Source organism: Streptomyces sp. NPDC034037 (assembly GCF_055575715.1).
On record NZ_JBVISC010000011.1, the window covers coordinates 174,455 to 198,344 of the forward strand.

At 69.9% G+C, this 23,890-nt stretch carries 20 protein-coding genes; 8 read left to right on the plus strand and 12 right to left on the minus strand.

The window, feature by feature from the left end; genetic code table 11:
• The first annotated feature begins 26 nt into the window (after window positions 1–26).
• Window positions 27–977 carry a bifunctional riboflavin kinase/FAD synthetase gene (locus ACZ516_RS30625; RefSeq protein WP_361083380.1) on the plus strand — a complete coding sequence of 317 codons (951 nt, stop codon included), beginning with the start codon at window positions 27–29 and terminating at the stop codon, window positions 975–977.
• On the opposite strand, the gene ACZ516_RS30630 is transcribed toward ACZ516_RS30625, so the two are convergent.
• The 8 genes from ACZ516_RS30630 to eccE all read right to left on the minus strand — a co-directional run bounded on the left by ACZ516_RS30630 (window position 974) and on the right by eccE (window position 12,944).
• The gene (locus ACZ516_RS30630; RefSeq protein WP_361083382.1) at window positions 974–2,002 is read right to left on the minus strand and encodes an ABC transporter ATP-binding protein; all 1,029 of its coding nucleotides are present in this window, start codon (window positions 2,000–2,002) and stop codon (window positions 974–976) included. The two genes, ACZ516_RS30625 and ACZ516_RS30630, sit on opposite strands and share 4 nt — an antisense overlap.
• Window positions 2,003–2,039: 37 nt before the next feature.
• A complete protein-coding gene (locus ACZ516_RS30635) occupies window positions 2,040–3,068 on the minus strand; it encodes an ABC transporter ATP-binding protein (protein WP_469012789.1) in 1,029 nt (342 codons plus the stop codon).
• Window positions 3,065–3,997, minus strand: coding sequence for an ABC transporter permease (locus ACZ516_RS30640; protein WP_361083386.1), 933 nt, complete (start codon window positions 3,995–3,997; stop codon window positions 3,065–3,067). Before ACZ516_RS30640 ends, ACZ516_RS30635 begins: the two co-directional genes overlap by 4 nt.
• Window positions 3,994–5,088 (minus strand): ABC transporter permease, encoded by a 1,095-nt coding sequence (locus ACZ516_RS30645; protein WP_358699289.1) that lies wholly within the window; start codon window positions 5,086–5,088, stop codon window positions 3,994–3,996. The genes ACZ516_RS30640 and ACZ516_RS30645 overlap by 4 nt, the downstream gene beginning before the upstream one ends.
• A 3-nt stretch (window positions 5,089–5,091) precedes the next feature.
• Window positions 5,092–7,026, minus strand: a complete 1,935-nt coding sequence (locus tag ACZ516_RS30650; protein ID WP_469012792.1) for an ABC transporter substrate-binding protein — start codon at window positions 7,024–7,026, stop codon at window positions 5,092–5,094.
• 335 nt (window positions 7,027–7,361) lie between these two features.
• Window positions 7,362–10,532 carry an SCO5717 family growth-regulating ATPase gene (locus ACZ516_RS30655; protein ID WP_469012795.1) on the minus strand — a complete coding sequence of 1,057 codons (3,171 nt, stop codon included), beginning with the start codon at window positions 10,530–10,532 and terminating at the stop codon, window positions 7,362–7,364.
• Between the two features lie 307 nt (window positions 10,533–10,839).
• Window positions 10,840–11,619, minus strand: coding sequence for a hypothetical protein (locus tag ACZ516_RS30660; protein WP_469012798.1), 780 nt, complete (start codon window positions 11,617–11,619; stop codon window positions 10,840–10,842).
• Window positions 11,619–12,944, minus strand: a complete 1,326-nt coding sequence (gene eccE, locus ACZ516_RS30665; RefSeq protein ID WP_469012800.1) for a type VII secretion protein EccE — start codon at window positions 12,942–12,944, stop codon at window positions 11,619–11,621. The genes ACZ516_RS30660 and eccE overlap by 1 nt, the downstream gene beginning before the upstream one ends.
• 185 nt (window positions 12,945–13,129) lie before the next feature.
• On the opposite strand from eccE, the gene eccB reads away from it, so the two are divergent.
• Window positions 13,130–14,656 (plus strand): type VII secretion protein EccB, encoded by a 1,527-nt coding sequence (eccB, locus tag ACZ516_RS30670; RefSeq protein ID WP_469012802.1) that lies wholly within the window; start codon window positions 13,130–13,132, stop codon window positions 14,654–14,656.
• Between the two features lie 26 nt (window positions 14,657–14,682).
• Window positions 14,683–15,930 (plus strand): type VII secretion-associated serine protease mycosin, encoded by a 1,248-nt coding sequence (gene mycP, locus ACZ516_RS30675; protein WP_469012805.1) that lies wholly within the window; start codon window positions 14,683–14,685, stop codon window positions 15,928–15,930.
• A gap of 8 nt (window positions 15,931–15,938) precedes the next feature.
• On the opposite strand, the gene ACZ516_RS30680 is transcribed toward mycP, so the two are convergent.
• From ACZ516_RS30680 to ACZ516_RS30690, 3 genes are read right to left on the minus strand one after another with little or no spacing between them, the layout of a single operon-like run.
• Window positions 15,939–16,541: a hypothetical protein gene (locus ACZ516_RS30680; RefSeq protein ID WP_469012807.1), complete on the minus strand. Its 603-nt coding sequence runs from the start codon at window positions 16,539–16,541 to the stop codon at window positions 15,939–15,941.
• On the minus strand, window positions 16,538–18,385 hold the full coding sequence (locus ACZ516_RS30685) for an alpha/beta hydrolase (RefSeq protein ID WP_469012809.1): 1,848 nt from the start codon (window positions 18,383–18,385) through the stop codon (window positions 16,538–16,540). The genes ACZ516_RS30680 and ACZ516_RS30685 overlap by 4 nt, the downstream gene beginning before the upstream one ends.
• A gap of 4 nt (window positions 18,386–18,389) precedes the next feature.
• Entirely contained in the window at window positions 18,390–18,827 is a 438-nt protein-coding gene (locus ACZ516_RS30690; RefSeq protein WP_361083404.1) for an amino acid ABC transporter permease, read from the minus strand.
• 342 nt (window positions 18,828–19,169) lie between these two features.
• On the opposite strand from ACZ516_RS30690, the gene ACZ516_RS30695 reads away from it, so the two are divergent.
• The 5 genes from ACZ516_RS30695 to ACZ516_RS30715 all read left to right on the plus strand — a co-directional run bounded on the left by ACZ516_RS30695 (window position 19,170) and on the right by ACZ516_RS30715 (window position 23,180).
• Complete coding sequence (locus tag ACZ516_RS30695; protein ID WP_361083406.1) at window positions 19,170–19,643, plus strand: hypothetical protein; 474 nt, start codon at window positions 19,170–19,172, stop codon at window positions 19,641–19,643.
• Between the two features lie 29 nt (window positions 19,644–19,672).
• Window positions 19,673–21,121 carry a hypothetical protein gene (locus tag ACZ516_RS30700; protein ID WP_469012811.1) on the plus strand — a complete coding sequence of 483 codons (1,449 nt, stop codon included), beginning with the start codon at window positions 19,673–19,675 and terminating at the stop codon, window positions 21,119–21,121.
• Between the two features lie 197 nt (window positions 21,122–21,318).
• Window positions 21,319–22,398 carry a S8 family serine peptidase gene (locus ACZ516_RS30705; RefSeq protein ID WP_469012813.1) on the plus strand — a complete coding sequence of 360 codons (1,080 nt, stop codon included), beginning with the start codon at window positions 21,319–21,321 and terminating at the stop codon, window positions 22,396–22,398.
• Between the two features lie 70 nt (window positions 22,399–22,468).
• Complete coding sequence (locus ACZ516_RS30710) at window positions 22,469–22,807, plus strand: WXG100 family type VII secretion target (protein WP_358583209.1); 339 nt, start codon at window positions 22,469–22,471, stop codon at window positions 22,805–22,807.
• 70 nt (window positions 22,808–22,877) lie between these two features.
• A complete protein-coding gene (locus ACZ516_RS30715; protein ID WP_358583207.1) occupies window positions 22,878–23,180 on the plus strand; it encodes a WXG100 family type VII secretion target in 303 nt (100 codons plus the stop codon).
• Between the two features lie 209 nt (window positions 23,181–23,389).
• Here the strand turns inward: ACZ516_RS30715 and ACZ516_RS30720 are convergent, their stop codons facing one another.
• Window positions 23,390–23,722 carry a DUF397 domain-containing protein gene (locus tag ACZ516_RS30720; protein ID WP_469012815.1) on the minus strand — a complete coding sequence of 111 codons (333 nt, stop codon included), beginning with the start codon at window positions 23,720–23,722 and terminating at the stop codon, window positions 23,390–23,392.
• Window positions 23,723–23,890: the final 168 nt, after the last annotated feature.

The window sequence follows — 23,890 nt, forward strand, 5'->3', positions numbered from 1 at the left end:
ACACGGGTTCGGCGAGGAGCAAAGAAGTGCAGCGCTGGCGTGGCTTGGAGGACATCCCCCAGGACTGGGGGCGCAGCGTCGTCACCATCGGTTCCTACGACGGCGTGCACCGCGGTCATCAGCTGATCATCGGCCGCGCCGTGCGGCGCGCCCGGGATCTGGGTGTGCCCGCCGTGGTCGTCACCTTCGACCCGCACCCCAGCGAGGTCGTGCGCCCCGGCAGCCACCCGCCGCTGCTCGCCCCGCACCACCGGCGCGCCGAGCTGATGGCCGACCTCGGGGTGGACGCGCTGCTGATCCTGCCCTTCACCAGCGAGTTCTCCAAGCTGTCGCCCGCCGACTTCGTGGTGAAGGTCCTCGTCGACAAGCTGCACGCGCGCGTGGTCGTCGAGGGCCCCAACTTCCGCTTCGGCCACAAGGCCGCGGGCAACGTCGACGTCCTGGCCGAGCTCGGCCGGACGTACGACTACGAGGTCGACGTCATCGACCTGTACGTCACCGGAGAGGCCGGTGGCGGTCGGCCCTTCTCCTCCACGCTGACCCGGAGCCTGGTCGCCGAGGGCGATGTGACGGGCGCCGCCGAGATCCTCGGACGACCGCACCGCGTCGAGGGCGTCGTCGTGCGCGGCGCCCAGCGCGGCCGCGAGCTGGGCTTCCCCACCGCCAACGTGGAGACGCTGCCGCACACCGCCATCCCCGCCGACGGCGTCTACGCCGGGTGGCTGCACGCCCAGGGCGAGGCGATGCCGGCGGCGATCTCCGTCGGCACGAACCCGCAGTTCGACGGCACCGAGCGGACCGTCGAGGCGTACGCGATCGACCGCGTCGGGCTCGACCTGTACGGGCTGCACGTCGCCGTGGACTTCCTCGCCTTCGTGCGGGGCCAGGCGAAGTTCGACTCCATCGACGCGCTCCTCGTCGCCATCGCGGACGACGTGAAGAAGTCCCGCGAGCTCATCGCGGAGGCCGCCGCCTAGGTGCCGGCCGCCGTCTGGGGCGCCCCCTGGGATGTCCCGCCGGCCGCCGCCCAGTGGCAGGCCACCTGCGTCCGCCCGGCGCCGGACAGCACGGCCAGGTCCTGCGTACGGCACCGGCTCGCGACCCCCGCGGCCTCCGCCTCGCCCGAGGCGAGCACCTGGCACCGCACGTGGAACCGGCACCCCCCGGGAATCCGCGAGGGGTCCGGCGGCTCACCGCTGAGGACGACAGGAGAGCCCGGCGCCTCCGGCAGCACCGACAACAGGGCCCGCGTGTACGGGTGTTGAGGCGCCGTCAGCACTTCCTCCACCGTGCCCGTCTCGACGATGCGCCCCAGGTACATCACCGCGACGCGGTCCGCGATGTTCCACGCGAGGCCCAGGTCATGCGTCACCACCAGCGCGGACAGGCCCAGTTCGGCCCGCAGGCGCAGCAGCAGCGCCAGGATCTCCCCGCGCACCGACGCGTCCAGGGACGCCACCGGCTCGTCGGCGACGATGAGTTCCGGTTGCAGGACCAGCGCGCCCGCGATGACGACCCGCTGGCGCTGGCCGCCCGACAGCTCGTGCGGGTAGCGCAGGAAGAACCGCTCCGGCGGCCGCAGCCCCGCCCGGGAGAGTGCCTCGGCGACCGCCGCCCGCTCGTCGCCCGCGTACCGGTGGATGCGCAGCCCCTCGGCGACGGCCTCGTACACCGTGTGCCGGGGGTTGAGCGACCCGCTGGGGTCCTGGAGGACCAGCTGGACGCGCTTGCGGTACGCCTTGAGGGCGCGCCCCGAGTAGTCCAGCGGCCGCCCGGCGAACGTCACCGTGCCGGAGGTCGGCGGCACGAGCCCGAGCAGGGAGCGGGCCAGCGTCGTCTTGCCGCAGCCCGACTCGCCGACCAGGGCGACGATCTCACCGCCCTGGATGTCGAGGTCGACGCCGTCCACCGCCCGCGCGGTCGGCGCGCCCCGGCGGCCGGGGAAGGCGATGTGCAGATCGGCTGCGGACAGCAGGGGGCCGCCGGGCTCGCGAGTGGTCATGCGCGGTTCCTCTTCACGGGGTCACGGAGGCTTTCGGTCACGGCGCGCGCTCCGCGGCCGGGGGCGCCGAGGTGGGCTGCGCGGGCAGCGGAGCCCCCGCGTGGACGCACGCCGCGCGGTGGTGCGGGCCCGCGTCCCGCAGCGTCTGGTCCTGTGTCGCGCAGACGTCCAGGGCGACGGGACAGCGCGGATGGAACGTGCAGCCGGTGGGCAGCGCGGAGGGGTCGGGCGGGTCGCCCGGCAGACCGCGCGGCGCGAACCGGGACGCCGCGTCCCCGATCCTCGGGAAGGCCGCCGACAGGGCCTGCCCGTAGGGGTGCCGGGCGCTCTCGTAGACCTGTGTGGCCGGGCCCTCCTCGACGACGCGGCCCGCGTACATCACCGCGAGCCGGTCGCAGGTGTCGGAGAGCACCGCCAGGTCGTGGCTGATCATCACCAGACCGAGGTCCTGCTCACGGACCAGCTGCTGGATCAGGCGCAGGATCTGCGCCTGGATCATCACGTCGAGCGCGGTGGTCGGCTCGTCCGCGACGATCAGCCGGGGGTCGCAGGCCAGCGCCATGGCGATCATCACGCGCTGCCGCTGGCCGCCGGACAGTTCGTGCGGGTAGGCCTGCGCGCGGGCGGCGGGCAGCCCCACGTGTTCGAGCAGCTCGCCGACCTTCTTGCGCGCGCCGGCCTGCGTCGCCTTCTTGTGCAGCAGGATCGGCTCGGCGATCTGGTCGCCGACGCGGTGCACGGCGTTCAGCGAGTGCATCGCGCCCTGGAAGACGATCGAGGCGCCCGCCCAGCGCACCGCGCGGACCCGCCCCCACTTCATGGTGAGGACGTCCTCCCCGTCGAGCAGGACCTCACCGGAGACCTTCGTGCCCGCGGGGAGCAGCCGCAGCAGGGCCAGCGCGAGCGTGGACTTGCCGCAGCCCGACTCGCCGGCGACACCGAGCTTCTGGCCCGCGTCGACATGGAGGTGCACGCCACGCACGGCGGCGGCGCCGTTCGGGTACGTCACCTCCAGGTCGCGCACGTCGAGGAGCCGGGCCCCTGGCGTCTTTCGTACGTCGTTCAACGGGTGGCCCCCAGCCTGGGGTTGAGCACGGATTCCACGGCGCGCCCGCACAGGGTGAACGCCAGGGCGACGATCGCGATGGCGAGGCCGGGCGGGGCGAGGTACCACCAGTGGCCGGCGCTGACCGCCCCGGCCTCACGGGCGTCCTGGAGCAGACCGCCCCAGGAGACGCTCGTCGGGTCGCCGAGGCCGAGGAAGGCCAGTGTCGCCTCGGTGAGGATGGCACCGGAGATGACGAGGGTGGTCTGCGCGAGGACGAGCGGCATGACATTGGGCAGGACGTGCCGGGTCATGATGTGGCCGTGGCCGCCGCCGAGCGCCCGGGCCCGTTCGATGTAGGGCCGGGACTCGACCGCGAGCGTCTGCGCGCGCACCAGACGGGCCGTGGTCGGCCAGGTCGTCACGCCGATCGCCAGGATGATCGTCCAGATCGAGCCGGACAGCACCGCGGCGAGGGCGATGGCGAGGACCAGCGTCGGCATCACCAGGAACCAGTCGGTGACACGCATGATCACCGTGGCGTACCACCCCTTGAAGTGGCCCGCCGTGATGCCGACGAGCGTGCCGATGGCCACCGAGAGCACGGCGGCGAGCAGCCCCACGGTCAGCGACATGCGCGCGCCCCACACCAGCAGGCCGAGCAGGTCGCGCCCGAACTGGTCGGTGCCGAGCGGGTACGCGGCGCTCGGCGACTCCATCGGCCTGCCCGGCGCGTCGGTCACGCTCTGCGCGTCCGAGCCGACGAGCAGCGGCGCGAGGACGGCGGCGAGGGCGATCACGACGAGCGCGGCGAGGCCGACGAGGCCGGCCCGGTGCGTGCGGTACTCCCGCCAGAAGCGTGCCGCGGAGTGCCGGCGCCGGGTCCGGGCGAGGGAGCGCGCGCTCTTGACCGGCGCGGCGGGGGTGGTCGGTGCGGATTCGGTCGTCATCGGCCCACCCGGGGATCGAGCAGCGGATAGATCACGTCGGCCAGGGTGTTCATCAGGATCACCGCGGTGGAGAAGACGAAGAACAGGCCCTGCACGAGCGGCAGGTCGGGCACGCTCAGCGCCGAGTAGAACAGCCCGCCGAGCCCCGGCCAGGAGAAGACGGTCTCGACGAGGATGGCGCCCGCCACCACCGTGCCGAGATTGACGAACATCAGGGTGACGGTGGGCAGCAGCGCGTTGGGCACGGCGTGCCGGCGGCGCACGAGGTCGTCGCGGAGCCCCTTGGCCCGCGCGGTCGTCAGGTAGTCGCCGCCCATCTCGTCCAGGAGCGAGGACCGCATCACGAGCAGCGTCTGGGCGTATCCGACGGCGACCAGCGTGATGACGGGCAGCACCATGTGGTGGGCGACGTCGACGACGTACGCGAAGCCCGTCTCGCCGCCCGACTCCAGGCCACCCGTGGGGAACATGCCGGGAATCGGCCCGATCCCCACCGAGAAGGTGATGATCAGCAGCAGTCCGAGCCAGAACGACGGCACGGAGTACAGCGTCAGCGCGAGCCCGGTGTTGAGGCGGTCGCCGAGTCCGCCGTTGCGCCAGGCAGTGCGCGTGCCCAGCCAGATGCCGAGCAGCGTGTAGAGGACGTAGGCCGTTCCGGTGAGGAGCAGTGTGGCGGGCAGCGCCTCCGTGATCTTGTCGAGGACGGGCGCGTGGAACTGGTAGGACGTGCCGAAATCACCGGTCAGGACGTTGCCGGTGTAGTCGAGGAACTGGGTCATGACCGGCTGGTCGAGGCCGAACTCCTCGCGCATGGCGGCGAGCTGCTCGGCCGAGACGCGCTTGCCGCCCGTCATCTGCTTGACGGGGTCGCCGGGAATGAGCCGGAAGAGGAAGAAGCTGGTGACGAGCACGGCGAACAGCGAGACGATCGCGCCGCCGAGCTTGCCCGCCACATAGCGGAGATAGGCGCGGGTGGTGCGGGCGCGTGGCCCGCGGGCCGACGGCGACCCGGCATCGGCCGGGCCGCCGCCGGCCCCGGGGCCCAGCGGGCCCTCGGTGTCGAGCAGTGCGGGGTTGCTGTCAGCGGTCATGCGTTACTCGCGGTCCTCTGCGGTAGAACGGCGGCGCAGGGCGAACAGGACTCCGCCGCCCACGAGCACCACCGCGGCAGCGGCGATACCGATGATGACACCGGTCGAGCCGCCGTCCTTGGAGGAACTCTTCCCCTCCGCGGGGACCGCCGACCACCAGCTCCAATATCCGTCCTGGCCGTAGATGTTCCCCGCGGCCTTCGGCATGGTGGTGATGGACTTGATCTGGTCGGTACGGTAGGCCTCGACGGCGTTCGGGTACGCGAGGACGTTCATGTACCCGGAGTCGTACAGCCACGACTGCATCCGCCTGACGATCTTTGCCCGCTTGGCGGGGTCGTACTCGGCCAGCTGCTGCGCGTACAGCTCGTCGTACTTCTTGTCGCAGATGAAGTTGTCGGTGGCGGCGCTCTCCTTGGCCTTCACCGGCAGCGCGGCGCAGGTGTGGATGCCGAGCACGAAGTCGGGGTCGGGGTTGACGGACCAGCCGTCGAACGCCAGATCGTACTCACCCGCGTACCAGGGCACGGAGACGTCGTCGAGGCAGTTGACCTTGAGCCCGATCCCGAGGTCGCCCCACCACTCCTTCAGGTACTTGCCGACCGCCTTGTCGTTGGGGTCGGTGGCGTGACACAGGATGCGCAGGTTGAGCGGCCTGCCGTCCTTGCCGACGCGCTCGCCGTCGCCGTTCTCCTCGTACCCGGCCTCGTCGAGGAGGCGCGCGGCCTTCTTCGGGTCGTACGTCATCTCCTGGCCGGCGGCGGGCTTCCAGGCGTAGTCGGAGAAGCGCGGCGGGATGTAGCCGGCGCCCTCGACGGCGTTGCCCTGGAACACCTTGTCCACGAGGGTCTTGCGGTCGACGGAGAGGAACAGCGCCTTGCGGACCCGCTTGTCCAGCAGCGCGGGGTGCCCGTCACCGAACTTCTTCCCGTCCCGCGTCTTCGCGCCCGGGTTGGTGGCGATGGCGAAGAAGCGGCGGCCGGGCCCCTCGTTGACCTTGATGTTCTTCTCGTTCTCCAGGGACGTGGCCTGCGCCGGCGTGAGGGCGGGCTGCCCGGCGACGAAGGAGACCTCGCCCTTCCTGAGGGCGGAGACGGCCGCGTCCTGGTCCTTGTACGTCTTGAAGACCAGTTCGTCGAACTTGGGCGCGCCGCGCCAGAAGTGCTTGTTGGCCTTGAGCCGCACGTACTGGTCGACCTTGTAGTCCGTCAGGACGAACGGGCCGTTGCCGACGACGGGGAAGTCCTTGTCGTTGTTGAACTTCGAGAGGTCGTCGACCTTCTCCCACACGTGCCGGGGAACGATCGGCACATCGAGCGCGGCCATGGTGGCCTGCGGCTTCTTCAGCTCGATGACGAGCTTGGTGGGGCTGGGCGCGGTCACCTTGCGGAAGTTGGTGACGAAGTTGGAGTTCGCGGTGGCGGTGCCCTCCTTGGACATCACCTTGTTGAACGTCCAGGCGGCGTCCGCGGCCGTCGCCTTCTTGCCGTCCGACCAGGTGGAGTCGGAGCGGATGGTGTACGTCCAGGTCAGCTTGTCGGCCGAGGGCTTCCAGTCGGTGGCGAACCCGGCGATCGCCTTGTTGTTCTCGGCGTCGTAGTTCGTCAGGTACTCGTACGTCAGCCGGTGGACGCTGGTGCTGAGCAGCCGCTGGGCGAGGAAGGGGCTGAGCGAGTCGACACTCTGCGCCACGGCGACGGTCAGGACCTTCTTGCCCCCGCCGTCCTCGGCCGCGGCCTGCTGCGGGGCGGGGGCGAGAGGCGTGGCGAGACCGGCCGTAAGGGTGAACGCGGCGGCGCCCGCGGCGAGGAGGGGCTTCAGGCGGCGACGGCGCGTGCCGTCGCTCCGCGGGTGGGTCCCGGGGGCGAGGGCGGGCGCGGGGGCGGCCGGTGATGCGTCGGGGGGTGCTGGTCTGCCGTGCTGATCTTGTGTGTCCATGGGTCGGTGACCTCGCGTCATCGCTCGCGCAGGGATGGCTGGTGGCACGCTGGTAGATCAAGGGACGTCAGCGGGTTGATGTGTGTGTCTACCAGCGGCGGTCTGGGCGAGTCAACGGCAGGTGAACCCCATGTGGCCTGCGGAAATAACGAGTTGACCGGAATTTCACCCGCATTGGTCAAGACCTCTGACGCGTGGCTGGTGAGGGGGTGGCGGTACGGCGGGCCACGCCGTGGGCAGGCGTTCCGCCCGGCGCGCGAGGGGCGGAACGGGAACGGGCCCGCGCCGGGGAATGGCGCGGGCCCACTGGGGACGACGGGTCTTGCTGACGGAGCTTACTGCTGGGGCGGCTGCGGCTGCGGTTGCTGGGGCTGGGGCGGCTGGAAGGGTGCCCCGGGCTGGATGGCGGGCGGGGGCGCCTGGCCGTCGTGGGCGGGGGGCTGATGCGGCTGGGGCTGGTAGGGCTGCTGCTGGGGCTGCGGTTGGTAGGGCTGCTGGGGCTGGTGCGGCGCCTGCGACGGCCACGCCTGGGGCGCACCCGGCTGCGGGGGGTACGTCTGCTGGGGCGCCGGCGGCTGCTGGTGCTGGGGTGCCGGCGGGTGTGGCTGCTGTCCTTGCGGCGGCTGGGCAGGAGCGTAGGGCTGAGGCTGCGGCGCGGGGGCGTACGGCTGAGGCTGCCCGCCGGGCGAGGCGACCTGCTGGCCGGGCAGCGGCGGAGCCACGTGCGGCGGCGGATTCCCGTCCGACGTCCAGAGCCCTTGCTGCTGCTGCGCCCGTACGAAGTCCTCGGCCACCATCGCCGACAGGTTGAAGTACGCCTCCCGCACCTTCGGCCGCATCATGTCGAGATCGACCTCCGCGCCGGCGGCGAGATGCTCGTCGAAGGGAACGACGACGACGCCCCGGCAGCGCGTCTCGAAGTGGGACACGATGTCATCGACCTTGATCATCTTGCCGGTCTCGCGCACACCGGAGATGACGGTGATGGACCGCGAGACGAGATCGGCGTACCCGTGCGCGGACAGCCAGTCCAGCGTCGTGGACGCGCTGCTCGCCCCGTCCACCGACGGCGTCGAGATGATGATCAGCTGATCGGCGAGATCGAGCACGCCCCGCATGGCGCTGTACAGCAGGCCCGTACCGGAGTCCGTCAGGATGATCGGGTACTGCTTGCCGAGTACGTCGATCGCGCGCCGGTAGTCCTCGTCGTTGAACGTGGTCGACACGGCCGGGTCGACGTCATTGGCGATGATCTCGAGACCGGACGACGCCTGCGAGGTGAAGCGCCGGATGTCCATGTACGAGTTGAGGTACGGGATCGCCTGGACGAGGTCACGGATGGTGGCCCCGGTCTCGCGCCGCACGCGCCGCCCGAGCGTACCGGCGTCGGGGTTGGCGTCGATGGCGAGGATCTTGTCCTGCCGCTCGGTGGCGAGCGTCGAGCCCAGCGCGGTGGTCGTGGTCGTCTTGCCCACGCCGCCCTTGAGGCTGATGACGGCGATGCGGTAGCAGGAGAGCACCGGCGTGCGGATCAGCTCCAACTTGCGCTGCCGCTCGGCCTCTTCCTTCTTGCCGCCGAGCTTGAACCGCGAACCGCCCCCGGCCCGGCTGCTCTTGGCCTTCGGCTTGGTGTTGCGCAGCAGCCGGTCGGAGGACAGTTCGACGGCGGCGGTGTAACCGAGGGGAGCCCCCGGGTTGGTCCGCTCCCGCTGATCGTGCCGCACGGGCTGCGGCCAGGCGGTGCCGGTACGGGGGTCGACGGGCGGCTGGCCCTGCTGAGGCTGAGGCTGAGGCTGCGGGGCCTGTTGGTGCGGGACCTGAGGCGGTTGCGCCTGCGGCTGCTGTGCCTGCGGGGCGGGCGGTTGGGGGAAGCCGTAACCGGCCCCGGGTGCGGGCGAGTTGGCCCCGGCGGCGGCAGAGGCGCCCTGCTGCGGGAACCCGTATCCGGCCTGCGGTGCGGGCGCGGGCGTAGGCGCGGGGGGCTGGGCCTGGACGGGAGGCTGCGCAGGCGTGAAGGGCGCGCCGGGCGCCGCCTGCGGAAAACCGTATGCACCCTGAGGCTGCTGGACCGGGACTTGCGGCTGCGGTTGGGGCTGGACCGGCGCCTGCTGAGGCACCGCGACGGGAGGCGGAGTCTGCGCCTGTACGGGCTCGGGGGCGGGCGGAGCGGGCGCGGGCGCCGGCTCGGCCTGAACCGGGGCCGCGGGCGGTGAGGCGTGCGTGGGCGCGGGCCACTGCGGGGCGGAAGTCGGGGCCGCGGGCTGGTAGGCGGGCGGCAACGGCGGAATGCCGCTCTGCGGCGCGGGCGGCGGCGGAGCCCACGAGCGCGGCACGGAGTCCTGCACGTCGTCAGCGCTGACGGCGGGGGCGGAGTCCTGAGGCGGCACACCGTGCTCCCCGGTGGAGGCCGGGGAACCGACGGATTCATCGCCCACGGGAGGCTCGGCGCCACCGGAGACCCCGCTGGCTACCCCACCGGTGCTCACGTCGGGGTCACTCGCAGGGGAGCCACCCGCAACGGCGTCATCATCGGCCTCCGACTGAGCCTCACCCCGGGCGACAGGGACGACCGCAACCGCCGGCTCTGCCTCTGCCTCAGCCCCTGCCGCTTCCCTCGACTCGGGTGCCGAGGCGGCAGCGCGCTTCTCGATCTCCCGCTGGAGGGCGCGAGCGGAGAACCGCATGGTGGCCCCGCTCTCAAGGTCGCCACTCCCGTCGAGGGGCTTGACGGCCTCAGCCTCAGGCTCGGACTCCGCCTCCGCCTCCGCCTCGGCCTTGGCCTTGGCTTCCGCGAGGGCATCGACCTCGTCCTTGGGTACGACACCGGTCACGTGAACGGAGGCGGCGGGCCCGGCAACGGCGCTGCTCCAGTCGGTGACCCCGCCACCGGCCGCCGGCTCCTCATCCCGAGCGGCAGGCCGGAACCCACTCCCCACCGGAAGCTTCGGCACGACGCTGGGCACGGAGTCCGAGGCGTCCTCGACCGGCGCCTCGGCAGGGGCGGGCGGCACAGGCCCAACGGGCGGAGCGAAGGAAGGCATGGCAGGAACCGACGGCACCTCCGCCGCGCCGCCGGAACGACCCGACGCGGATTCACTGCCCGCAGAGGGAGCCGAACCCTCGGAATCAGAGCCGCCCGCCCCAGAGACGACCGGAGTAGAGCCGTCCGACGCAGGAAGAGCCGGACCGGAGCCGCCCGAACCGGAGCCGCCAGAACCATCCGAACCGGAGTCGTCAGAACCGCCCGAATCGGAGCCGTCGGCGTCACCCGCGCCAGAGTCCTCAGAACCGCCCGAACCGGAGTCGTCGGAGCCGCCCGAAACAGGGTTGGTGGACGCCCCCGAGGGCGTCTCCTCCGTACTGCCCGAAGCGTTCTGCGTATACCAGGCGGGCGGCGCGTAGTCGATGGTGAACTCGCCCGTCGTCTCGGCGGCGGACTCCGCGTCGGACTGATCATCGACGGGTGTGTCCCAGCCCCCGCGGATCTCGTCCCGATCGCTGTTCACAATGCCTCCTGGTGTGGTCGAGCACCCTCGTGCCGTGGTGGGGGGCGACCGTTCCTGTCGTCCGATCCGCCTGGCTCTCCCCGTTGAGGACGCCCGCGGCCCGCTGGCGGGTTTCCGGCGTCGCGTCCCGCCCCAGACTAATCACCAAAACCACCGGCACGGCAGGGCAGCCCACCCCGCCCGCGCCGCCCTTCGCGCCCCGCTCGGCGCAGGGGTGATCCACACGCCACGAAAGGCGCCGGACAAACCACTCAACGGTGCCCGGAACGCCCCGAATCCGCAGCGCATGAACGACCCGCCCCCGCCCTCAATCGATCCGCCGAGCGGCACCCAACAATCCGGTCTCGACGTCCGTGGCCTGCGTCATCACGTACTGCCGAGCACGATCGGCACACCACAGCGTGACCCCGTCCGAGAGCGTCGGCAACGACTCCACGTCCTCCCGGGACAATCCCACCGACCGCCCGATCTGCACCGCCTCGTCGGGCGACACCCGCTGCACCCCGACGAGCCGCGCCTGCCGAATGAGCCGAGGCGCGACGGGACTCAGATAGGGCAGCACGGTCAACACGGACTGCCAGGCCCCGGAGACGACCCGCCCCCGGGGCGGCCGCATCCCGCAGTCCCGCACCACCAACACGGGACTCCCGGCCGAGGCCCCCTGAGGCGGCACCCGTCCCACGTCATGCACGGCCATCCCGCTCGGCCCCACCCCGAGCGCCTGCGCAAGCTCTCCCCAGGCCTCGGCCCGCCCGGTCTCCACGGCCACCCGCGTCCCGATCGCGGCCGCGCGCAACGCGATGACCTGCGCGGTCCAGAGTCCGCCGATGAGCAGTACGTCGTAGGGAGTGGGCCGGCTGACGCCGAGCACGGCGGATCGGCCTTGCGCGTCGACACCGATCACCACCCCGTCGTCACCGAGCGGCAACGCGAGCATGTCCACATCGACGGCGGGGAGCGTATGCCGCCCGTGCCGCGGCCCGAGGAGCCCGAAGCCCCGGCGCAGCGCGGTCCTAATGCCGTGGTCCGCGCCCGGCAGGGCGGCGGCGGAGTTCGACCGGGCAGGGGCGGTCGGCGGCACGGTCATCAGCGGGTGCCTCCCAGCGGCAACGTGGCGAGCATCCCGGGCAGTTGTTGGCGGTCGAGCCGCGTCAAGGCCGTGCCGGTCCGACGGGCCGCCCGCTCGACGGCGTCCCGCGCGGCGGCGAGTTCGGCCTCGCTGCGGCCGGTCACCCGCACATGCCCGCGCAGCGCGACTTCCTGCCGCTCGGCACGGCCCAGCGTCAGACTGAAGGTCGTGGCCAGGGTCGGAACAGCGGTCAGCGTGGCCACCAGGCGGGGGAGCGAGGCGTCCCCCGTCTCCCCGAGCCGGGGCCAGCGCCGCACCCAGTACGACGTGTGGCGCCGATTGTCGCAGCGCCAGGCGTGCGGGGTCTCCTCGGTCCGCCGTGGCGGTTCCTCGGCCCGGCCGGCCTCCGCCGTCACGAGGGGGTTGGCGCACGCCGACGTGGCGATGGCGGAGGCGAGGCCCTCCTCGCTCAGCGGCGTGGCGCGGAACCCCGCCCCGGACAGGCGGCTCGCCAAGTGGTCCACGGCCCGCACCAGGCACCTCTGGGCGCCGACGAGACCACCGCCGCGCGCGGCCACGGCTTCGGGACACAGCTCGGGGTCGAGCTTGAGGGCGATCCAGGTGATCCGCACCGCGGGCGCCCCGGATTGTGCGTGCAGGGGAGCGTAGTTGCTCACGGCCACGGACTCGCGCGGCAGGTGCAGCGCGGGCGCGGGTTGCGTGTGCAGCACGATCTGGGCCGACTCGAGCCGGATGTCGTCCACCTCCAAGGTGTCGCGCACCAGCCCGAGCGGCAACGGCCGCTGCCCTCGCCCGTCCCGCAGTGGAGCCGAGTCCGACTCGATCTGCAGCACCGCCGTCACGAAGGTGCCGTCCCCGACCATTCCCAGCTGCCGGCGGTCCCGCGTGGCGCAGGCGTACGTCCGCAGCGCGGGGTCGCATTCCACGGCGGGGGCGAAGGAGGGATCCGTGCCCGGAGGTACCGGTGACCTCGTGGCGCGGTCTCTGCGGGCACGCAGCCCCTGGGCCGCGACCAGCCATTCCGGCCAAGGACGCCTGTGGCGACGTACGACGGCGAACAGCACGAGCACGGCCGCGGCCAAGGCCGCCGGCGCGACCAGCACCGGGTCCACGACCCAGGCGGTCAGCGGCAAGGCGGCCGCGAGCTCGATGAGAACAAGCCCTCGCAGGCGCGTCGCGCCATGGGGTCCCGAGTGGGCCCGCAACTGGAACGTCACGGGAGACCTCGCCCGGCTCGCGGAACCGTCCGCAACTCGATTCGCCGGAAACCGACTTGTCGCCTCCGTACGTCCTCGGGCCCTGCTGCGCAGTGCGGAAGCCATCAGCCCAATCCCCCGTAAGTCACCTGAACCGGCAAGTGGTGATGGGGTCTTGTCGCTCCATGGAGTCTCGAACTCCTCACCCACCACGCACGCGCGATCACACAACAGGCATAGTAGGGGCTCGGTCTGACAGCGAAGGGTGGGGGCCACGCGCCCCGGCATCGCACGGGGAGAAGCTGGCGCACATGGCATCACGGCGAGACGAACTCAACGCCTACATCTTCGCGAAACGCCGCACGCTGGCCGCGTTCGTCCAGCCCTCTCCCTCCGGCTCGGAGGAAGGTGCTCCCCGGCCACTGCGCGGCGTGCTGCCCGGTCTGATCGTCGGAGTGATCGTGCTGGCGGTCTTCGGCGCCTGGGGAATGTTCAAGCCGGTGGCCGTGCCCGGCTGGGACAAGCCCAAAGAGCATGTGATCATCGCGAGCGACTCGACGACCCGGTACGTCGTCCTCAGGACCCACGGCGATCGGCAGTTGCACCCGGTCCTCAACATGGCGTCGGCGAAGCTCCTCCTCGACGACGGCAAGGGCGACGTCATCAACGTCGACGAGTCCGTGCTGGACAACGGCACGATTCCGCACGGCGCCACCATCGGCATTCCCTACGCCCCCGACCGGATGCCGTCGTCATCGGAGGCCGGGACCGCGAAGCGCTGGGCGGCGTGCGAGCGCCAGGTCCAGGGAGGCCGGGCCATCCAGAAGGCCGCGTTCGTGCTGGCCGCCCGTGACGAGAAGAAAACCGACGGGCGGGAGCGGCTGCGGGGAGGCGAGCTGCTGTACGTCGTCGGCCCCGACCACATGCGTTACGTCGTGGACGCGCGCGGCACCGCCTACCGGGTCTCCGCGAAGGACGAACTCCTGGCACGCACGCTCGTGGGATCCGACCACACCCCGCAGCGGGTCTCCGCACGGTGGCTCGAGACGCTGCACCGCGGTGACCCGATCACCTTCCCGAAGGTGCCCGGCACTCCTGGGGACAGCGCCGAAGTGCCCGGCCTGCGGGACCCCGCCGTGAACAGGGTGGGGATGGTCCTGAGGGCGAACAACGGCGACAGGATGCAGCACTACGTGGTCCTGCCGGGGCGGGTCGCACCGGTCTCCGACTTCACCGCGACGCTGCTGCTGAGCAGCCGCAGCCTGGCCCATCTGGGACAGCCGGGCCGGGCCCGGGACATCAGCGCCGGAGCATTCACCCCCGCCACCGAGGACTTCGACGCGCGGTACGCCTGGCCGACGGAGAAGCCCTCGTCCGCCGACGGCGACTCCCCGGGCAGGGGCGGCCGCACCACCGTGTGCAACGTTCTGCGGCGCGTCGACGCGGACAGCGGCAGGACGACATTGAGCACGTGGGCGGGCTCCGATTTCCCGGCGGACCTCCCCACTGGCTCGTCGAGCGCGTACGTCACTCCTGGTTCGGGCCAGCTCTACCGACACTTCCTGGGATCGGAGACCGAGGCGGGCACCGTGTTCCTGGTGACCGACACGGGCCTGCGCTACGCCATGCAGTCCAACAGCGACAGTGCGACGGACGACGAGGGCATCGGCACGTCCGCCCGGCAGCAGAAGCGGGAGCGGCAGGAAGCGCGGCAGGCCCAGACCCGCCTCGGCTACGGGGACACGGAGGTGACCCCAGTGCCCGCCGCCTGGTCGAACCTGCTGCCGACCGGGCCCCGACTGTCGACAGCGGCGGCGCGTCAGCCGCAGGGCTCCTAGGTTCGCGGGGAAAGCCGGCCATGGTCATGACGTACGTACGCACGTGGGCCCCTGGAGCGGCCAGAGGCGCCGCCTCCGTGGCCGCCGCACTGCTCTGCACGGTGGCCCTGTGCCCTCCTGCGGCCGCGGAGCCGGAGGCCGCGGGGCAGTGCACGTTTCCGTCCAAGAAGTACTCCGGCCGCCCGTGGGCGCTGCAACGCGTCCTCCTGGACGAGCTGTGGCGCCAGTCCACAGGGGAAGGCGTACGTGTCGCGGTGATCGACACGGGAGTGGACGTGAAGAACCCGCAATTGACGCGGGCGGTGGACGCCGCACGCGGCCGCAACTACCTCCCGGTAAAGGACGCCGAGGGCAAGAAGGTCGAACGCGGCAAGGCGAACGGCACGACGGACCTCGTCGGCCACGGCACGCGGGTCGCGGGCATCATCGCGGCACGCCCCTCCAGGGGCACGGGCTTCGTGGGCCTCGCCCCCAAGGCGACGATCATTCCGGTCCAGCAGAACGACGCGGAGGGCCACGGGACCGCGCGGACACTCGCGCAGGCCATCGACTACGCCGTCGACGCGGGGGCGGACGTCATCAACATCTCCCAGGACACGGCCGACGCGGTGAAGCCCGCACCGGAACTCGAAGAGGCGGTGAACAGGGCGCTCGGACGGCAGCGGGTGATCGTCGCCTCGGCGGGCAACGACGGCCTCGGCGGCAACGTCAAGCGGACGTATCCCGCTTCCTACGAGGGGGTGTTGGCCGTGGCGGCCTCGGACCGCAACAACGAACGCGCCCCCTTCTCCCAGTCCGGCGAGTTCGTGGGCGTGGCGGCGCCCGGCGTGGACATGATCTCCACCGTGCCCGGTGGCGGCCATTGCACCGACAACGGGACCAGCTTCGCCGCCCCGTACGCGGCCGGGGTCGCGGCTTTGATCAAGGCCAAGCACAAGGACTGGACGGCACGTCAGATCACCACCCAGATCAAGCAGACCGCGGAACGCTCTGTGGCCGGCCACGACCGCCTGGTCGGCTGGGGCGTCGTGGACCCGGTCCGCGCCCTGACGGAAGACGACCACCCGAGCGAGACGCCTGCCCCCACAGAGGGCCTCACCCGAGCGGAAGCCCCGACTCCCGCGGACCTGAGTGTCGGCGAGACCTCACAGGAACGCACGGCGCGGCTCGCCACGTATGTGGTCCTGGGGGCGGCGGTGCTGCTCGCGGGACTCGGCGGAACGGCAGTGGTCACCCGAGACGCCCGACGCAGACGCCCCCGCCGTGCCTCCTGACGCGGGCGTCACCCGCCGTGGTTCTTACGGGTTTCACCCAGAGGGGCAGTGGAGGACCAAAATTCTGAACGAACATTGGGGCGGGGGAGGGGGTACACATCATCGTATGACGGCCCATTAGGTGTGGTCGTGGGGTCTGATACTTTCGACTCCGTGACGCATGGGGTCGAGACTTCGAAGAATGCCTGACCAGCGCCTCCGATGGTCAAACTGATTCCGAAACCATCCGGCGACTTGGCGAAAATGGCAGGGAATTCCTTGCTTTTGTTCACCTCGGTGATGCGGTAATCGCGACTCCGCCAGTGGCGTTCGACGATGCCCAGGAAGTTGCCGCGTCGTTCCTTTGAAATGACCGTCATCACGGTGCGTCGCCGTGAGACCTCGCAACTTCCGGCAGTGGTAGGGCCGTGAGCCCAGTTGACCTCGGGTTTGATGGCGGAGAAGGTGGCGTCGAGCATCGCGTCGGCCTGTTCGGCGGCCTCTTGCATATTCATGGCGGACCGTGCTTTCTTGTCGCCGGAAGGCTCTTTCTGGTCAGGTGAACCGCATCCTGCGATCAACAGGGTGCAACCTAGGGCGACTGTCGCGGCCAGCCGCGGCCAGGGAGTCATCGGTAGCGCTCCACTTTGATTTGGTCGGAATTTCCGGAGACGATCCTGGCGATGGCGTCTGCTGACACGTGGTCCTTCGTTGGCGCGAAGTAGTTGGAGTGCGCGGGCGTAGGCCCATGGCCGTCAATGAACGGACGAGGGCCGTCGTCCACGGTGAAACGTCTGGCGCCGAATGCTTCGCTGGCCGGATCCTTGCCAAACCAGAGATCGTCGTCTCCCTGGTCCGCCAAGTCACCAAGGATGTAGGACCCTATCGGCCCGCTGGTGAAGAACCCCGCGGTTCCGGCTGCTGCTTGCCTCTTGGAGGGAAGGTGCGACACCGGGTCGTTCTCCGCAGCGCCGACAAACACATGATCTTTTCCGACGCCGAGATCCTCGGCGTGGTCGACGCCGACACCAGGGCTGCCCACGAGGATGATGTCGTCCGCGCCCGGGATGCCGCCGGCCTCTTGAGTTGCCGCGCCCACCGTGCGAGAACCGTACGAGTGGCCGATGGCGGTGAGATGTGGATCCCCGTGATGATTCGTGGCATCCAACCCGTCCATGAAGCTGTTGTAGGCCGGAGCCCCCTTCTCCGCCCGCTCCGTTCCCATGACGGCGACATTGCCCAACAGATGCTCCTTGTCGGGAAGTTGCGGCGCGTCGTACCCCAGCCAAACGATCGAAGCGCTGGACGAGTCGTACCCCTGCGCCCCGATGGCCGTATCGCGCGCCCGTTTGAGGTCGTTCTTGGCGAAGTCCTTGTCCAACGCTGTGCCCAGGCCCGGGACGTAGGCGGAGACATTCCTTGCCGTGTCAGGGTTGCCGAAACTGACGATGGCACGGCCATTCCCTTCGTCTCCGATACCGAGAAGGAACATGGGTGGTTTACTGCCGGACATGAGCTGCCGGTCGATTTCCTTCAGCCCTGCCAGCTGCGTCCGAGACTTTTCATCGTCCTGCCCCTCGAGTTTCCCCATGAGGAGTTGCAAGTTCTCGCGGTTGGCCTTATCCCTAACCTCCGACGGAATCCCGTCGAGATTTCCAATCTCGTTCGGGTATACGGCCATATATTCTTCGCGCTGCTCCTCGGACAGCCCCTCCCACCATTTCATACGCTCGGTGGCGGACTTGTCGTAAGGGATTTCATCGGACAGATATTTCGCTGCTGCTCTGACTGCATCGGCGTCAGCGGCGGCATCAGTCCATGTCTTGGTGTCGACACTCAGGCCCGGGGCGGCCTTTAGCTTGTGCAGTGCGGAGCTGTACCGTGCGTCGATCTCTTGGGCTTCCCTGAGGGCGCGCGCGATACGATCAGCTATGGCCTGAGCCTTCGCATGGTGAGGATTGGGAACGAGGATCTTGGTGTCACCGGGACCTGCACCAGGCTGATACAGGCCTTTTCTGTCCGGCGGATACAGGCCTCTGTTGCCTGATGTGAGCATCCCGTTATGGCCCACGGCCGTTCCGCCCGGGTTCTTCTGGCCGGTGACCGGACTCTCGCCGCCGGCCGGGTAATCGATACTGCCGTCCGCGTTCACTGTGTAAGACAGTGCGGCTGCGTCGTCCAAGGCGTCTTTCAACTGTCGCTGAGGGGCGCCCAATTCCTGTGCCAAGCCGTGCAGTGTCGAGCGAATCAGACCCGACTCCGTCTGGACGTAATGAAAATTGCGTTCAAGCCGCTTCAGTCGGCGGACGGCGGCCTGTGCCGATTCGCTCTCCTGCGTTTTCGACAATGCGCCCGACATTCCCCCTTCCACAGACGTACGTGCTGAGTCCGCCTGGCGTGACACGGTCCCCCAGCTGTCTCCCGCATCATCGAGTTCCGAAAGCTTCAGATCTCGTAACTGCTGCCAAGTCAGCACGGGCTCACCTCTCTCGTCTGGGGTCAGGCAAGTCGACCGCGTTCGCCTTCATGCCGACTCTGGTGTCCACCTCGCCCAGTTCCCTGGCGACGCCACGCAGCTTGGGCTCCAGCGCATCACATTCATCCCGCACGGTGGCCAGACGCTTCTCCCACGAAGTGAGGACGGCTTTCAAGGCGCCGAGACTTGCCAGTCCCTCCGCGCCGCTGGCTACGCCCTCGTGTCCGGCGGACAGATCCCTCTTTGCCTGGGCGGTACCGACCCTCAGGTCATGTGCCGTCTGAGCGGCGCGATTCCAGGGCTTACTGGTGTGCCGAAGAGTCCCGGTGCCGCCTCCACCCCCCGCGTCACCAGGAGCGGTTGGGGCCTGATTGAGCTCCATCTGAGCGGATTGGCGCCCAGCCGCATCGGCCTTGAGCCGCTCCCACTCGTCCCATGCCATAAGTGACTCCCTCCTTCGCGCGCCCATGTGGTGGACGTCAGCCGCGCTCCGGATGACGTCGTGAACGTGCGTGAGAGTAGTGCCAGTTGGCTGCTGGGGATTGAGTAGGTGTACTCAGGCGGATTGAGTAGGGGGTGCGGTGCGCCCGCCGAGCGAGGGCGACACCATGCAGCGTATGGCTGACAGCGCGGGCGACGGTGGCCGGTTTCCAACCCTCCGACTCGACATCGCAGTTGGTGCGGCCACGGAGTGTGCCTAGAGTGGCGCACGCGCGATAAGTGACCACCGGCCGGCGCGATCACGAGGCGGTCGGGCGGGTGGGTAACGGGGAGGGAAGGCTTAGTGCTTCCTACGGACGGGCACGGGGGTGTCGCGCCGTCGTCAGGTGCTGATGTCAGACGCGGTCTGGAAGCGCTGAAGACGTTCCGAAGGCGCATCGATACGCTGCTCACCGAGTTCGAGTGCTCGGCCGGAAGCGCGTCGAAGGTCGGCTCCCAACGTGTCGCCCGCACCTCGTTCAGCGGCACTGGCAGCGCGTTTCCTGAGGCCGACGGCCTGTACTCGCAGTACGACCAGGTACACGAACGACTGACCTCGCTCTCGAAGATGCTGGGTCATCAGATCGAGGCCATGGGGATCGCCGTGCACGGCGCGGACATCGGGTTCGACAACCTTGAAGACGATCTGCGCCGGCGCTTCTGGACGATCCAGACCAAGGTCGACCGCGAGCACGCGGCGTTCGGGCGCGAACGTGAGGGCAGGCCCGACGCGCAAGGCGGTCATGGCAGCGACAAGTCCGATACGGGGTGGTCGTAGTGGGCTTCGAAGGACACAGCCTCAACGACATGATCGACTTGGTCGAGCAGGCCAGGCCGAGCGATCTGGAGAGCGCGGGCGAGGCACTCCAGAAGGCGCGCGACGCGATCGCTGCCGCCGCCGGGGAGCTGGGCGCACATATCGACCGGGTCGACTGGGAAGGCGAGGCGGGGCAGGCGTTTCGCAAGTGGGGCAAGAACCTCGTCAAGGACACCCACAAGCTGTCGGACTTCGCTGACGCCGCGAGTGTGCACCTGGCCGCGGCGGGCGCGGGGCTGGCATCGGTCCGGGCCTCCATGCCACCTCGCGACGACCGGGCGGACCCCAAGGCGGTGAAGGACATCCCTCCTCGGAAGCGGGTCGACGGCAACGAGGATTTCAGGGCCGCCGTCAAAGCCGAGCAGCATCGCCAAGAGGCGATCAACCAGATGAATCGGCTGGCGTCGTTCTATCTGGTGTCACAGGACGGGATGGCGAGGCAGGAGCCGCCCGCGTTCTCGGCGATGCCGAACGTGGGGGTGCCGGAACCGTCCCCGGGCTGGAAGCCCTGGATGCCGGGGGAGACGCAAGGGAACTCGCCCTCGGCTGCGGCAGTTGCCCCCCACGGGCCCGCTTCGTCTCTTGACCCGGTCGGTTCCGGCCCCGGTTCTGGCACGCCAGAGACCAAGGGCTCGTCCGTTGCCGCAGAGGACAGGAGTACGGCCGACGACCCCTTGCCGTCCGGCCATGAAGTGCGTGGGCCCATCGAATCTCCGAGTCGTCCGGTGGGTACGGAGATCGACAGCGTCGGCACATTGCCCCCGCAGACCACGAGCCCGGCAGCCGGGCCCCCTTCGGCGCCGTTGCCGCCAGTACCCCCTGAAAGCACTCTCGTCGCGCCTTGGGGCGGCGGCCGTGTCCAGCCCGGACCGACGACGTCGCCGCCGCCGGGAAGACCAGGCGCGGGCGGCCCGAGGGGTGTGTACGAAGGCTCTGGACGCGCTCTTGGAGCGCCGACCGGGCGGGCGGCTCCTGTTGGCCCGATCGCTCAGGGGAGGAGCGGCAATGCGCCGACGGCGCCCGGGCAACCGCCCGTAGGGCGCAGCGTCACCGGGGGCGCCCCGCGGTCCATAGGCGCGCCGAGCCCGCATTCCGGGGCCCCTCACACCACCGGTGCTCAGCGAACCCAAGGGGTCGTCGGGGGACGGCCCGTGTCGAACACTCTTTCCGGCCCGCCCGGGGCCTCGGCGCCGCGAAGTCGCGCCGCCGGCGGCACCACGGGAGTGATCGGAACCCCGAAAGATCGTGCGCCTGGCGGAGGAGGCCGCCGCAGTGGATTCACCGCAGGCGGCACCGGCCTGGCACGGCGTACCGCGGCCAAGCGGCAACGTTCCGACCGGGAGAACGACGAAAGCACGCAGAAGCCCGGTGAAGAGGTCCAGGGGGATGAAACGCGTCTGCCGGGCGAGCGTCGCCATGTACCACCAGTGATCGACTGACAGTGAGCGAGAGCGTGCAGGGCATGGAGCCAGGACTCGGCCGACACAGCAGAAGGGACGCCTCTTCACGGGGCGGCACAGGGAGACGTCTCTCATCCATAGGTTCAGTGGTCGGTGTCGTTGCGCTCCTGTCCGTGGGGTTCACGCCCTGCGCGGTTGCCGACTCCGTTGTGTCGAAGCAGTGGTACTTGGAGGCGATGAGTGCCGACGACCTGTGGAAGGCCAGCACGGGCCAAGGCGTCAAGGTGGCGGTCATCGACACGGGCGTCTCGGAGACACCCTCTCTCAAGGGACGTGTGCAGCCCGGCAAGGATCTGACGCGAGCGTCGGGCGGGCCTTTGGACGACTACAGCAGCCATGGGACCACTATGGCCGAGCTGATTGTCGGGTCCGGTCGAGGGGGACTCAAGGGCCTGGCGCCCGGAGCGGAGGTCATCTCCTTCCGTGTGGGTATGGGAAAGCGCTTCGCGGACAAGCCGGACAGTGTTCCGGCGGCAATTCGAGCTGCCGCCGACAGTGAGGCTCAGATCATCAACATGTCCTTCGGCGATGAATTTATGAGGCCTTCTGTCAAGGAGGCGGTGCGCTACGCGCACTCGAGAGGGAAGCTGATGTTCGCCTCTGTCGGCAATGAGGCAGAGAAGAAGAACACCATCGACTACCCGGCCGCACACCCGAACGTCACGGGGGTGTCCGCGGCCGACAGGTCCGGCAAGGTCGCCAAGTATTCGGAATTCGGCCCCTACGTGGATTTCGCCGCCCCTGGCATCGACATCCCCCGCTGGTGCGACGCCACCTTCCGCTCCTACTGCGAAGAAGGCGGCGGCACCAGCTCCGCCGCTGCCATCGCCTCCGCCTCCGCTGCCCTCGTCTGGTCCAAGCATCCGGACTGGACCGCCAACCAGGTCCTCCGCGTCCTCATCGACACCGCGGGACGCGACTGGCCCAAGGACGAGCCCAGTGACTACCTCGGCTACGGGCTGATCCGTCCCGCCCGCAATGTCGTCAAGGGCGAGGGCAGGCCCGGGCCCGCGGATATCGACCCGATCACGAACAAGAAGACACCGGTCACCGGCTCTGCCGTCGGCGGCGCCGCTCCGTCCGCCTCGGCCTCCGCTCCCGCCGCCTCCTCGCAGCCCTCCGATGCCGTTGCCGGTGCCGAATCTGGTGCCGACGAAGGTATCGACCAGCTGTGGATGGTGCTCGGCGGCATCGCCGCAGCCGCTGTGATCGCCGGGGGCACCTTCGCGGCGGTGCGAGCGCGACGCCGCTCCTGAACTCGCCGCGGCACCATTCCAATCAGCGCATATCCAGGAAGTTCAAGAAGGTTGACGAAGGGGGCCAGCCATGGCTGACGGCCAGAAGTTGAACAACCAGCAAGTGGCGCTTCTGAAGAAGGAGATCGTCGGCAAGTACGACTCCGTCCAGAAGCAGCTCAAGCGTCTCCAGGGCACGCTCGACATGATGGAGGGCAACTGGCGGGGCATCGGAGCCCACGCCTTCGACAAGAAGCAGACCGAGATCAACGAGCACATGCGGGCGATCGGCAACCTCCTGGTGGACTTCCTCGAAGGCATCAGCGGCAACGAGAAGCTCGTGGACGGCCTCGAGGACCAGGTCCAGTCGACGATGAACAGCATCGACGTCCAGTACGGCGGCAAGCACTCGGCCATCAGCAGCTACTGAGCGCCGGATCAGTCGGCGAAGCCCACCGAAACCCATCACTGAGAACCCACCACTGAGAAACGGGGCAGGCATGGCAAACGTTCACCTGGACGAACTCGCGGTCAAATACGGCGGCCTCGACGCCATCACCACCGAACTCGGCATCCAGGCCAAGCAGCTGGAGGCCGACCTCGCCGACATCAAGCGGGCCGTGGCCAAGGTGGCCGAGGGCTGGGAGGGCGAGGCCCACACGGCGTACACCGTGAAGCAGAAGGAATGGGACAACCACGTCGAGGCGATCCACCGGGCTCTCGTCGAGATCGGCCAGAAGGTCGGCCAGGCCGGCGGCGACTACCGCGGCGGCGACCTCAAGGGCGCCAGTTACTTCCAGTGAGCCCGAGCGCCGGGACGTGCTGCCCCGGACGTACGCAGGGCTGAGGGCCGGACGGGGTGGACGCACGCGGGAGGCGCCCACCCCGTCTCGTCCCCGTCATCCCTCGGCGGAAGCCCCGCCGTCCGTCGACAGGGACCCCGCCGCCACCCGGCAGGAACCCTGCCGTCACTCGCCAGAAACCCCGGCGCCACCCGGCAGGGGCCCCGACATCACTCCGCAGCAACCCCGCCATTCCGCGGCGACGGCTCCAGGTCGAACTCCCCGTCCCTGGCCCCCAGCACGAACGCCCGCCACTCCGCCTCCGTGTACCGCAGCACCGTCTCCGGGTCCAGCGACGAGCGCATCGCCACGGCGCCCTCGGGGAGGTAGGTGATCTCCACCCGTTCCTCGTGCTCCTCGGTGCCCGGCGCGCTGTGCCATTCGGCGCCGGAGATGTCCAGGGCGTAGAGCTCCTCCTTCTCGCGTTCCTTACGCGCCTTCTCCTGGGCCTCGATGTCCTTGGTCTCGATGTCCTGGGCCTCGGTGTCGTGGGCGTCGGTCATGGCGGAGGGGTCCCTTCACAACGTACGAAAGAGCGACGAAAGAGCTGCGCGTCCACCCTACTTGGGGTGATCCTCCCCTGTTCAGACGTTGCGGCAGCCCGCGCTCGGGCTCCCCGGACGGCACAGCAGACGGCACAACGGATCGCGCAACGGACGGCTCTCCGGAGG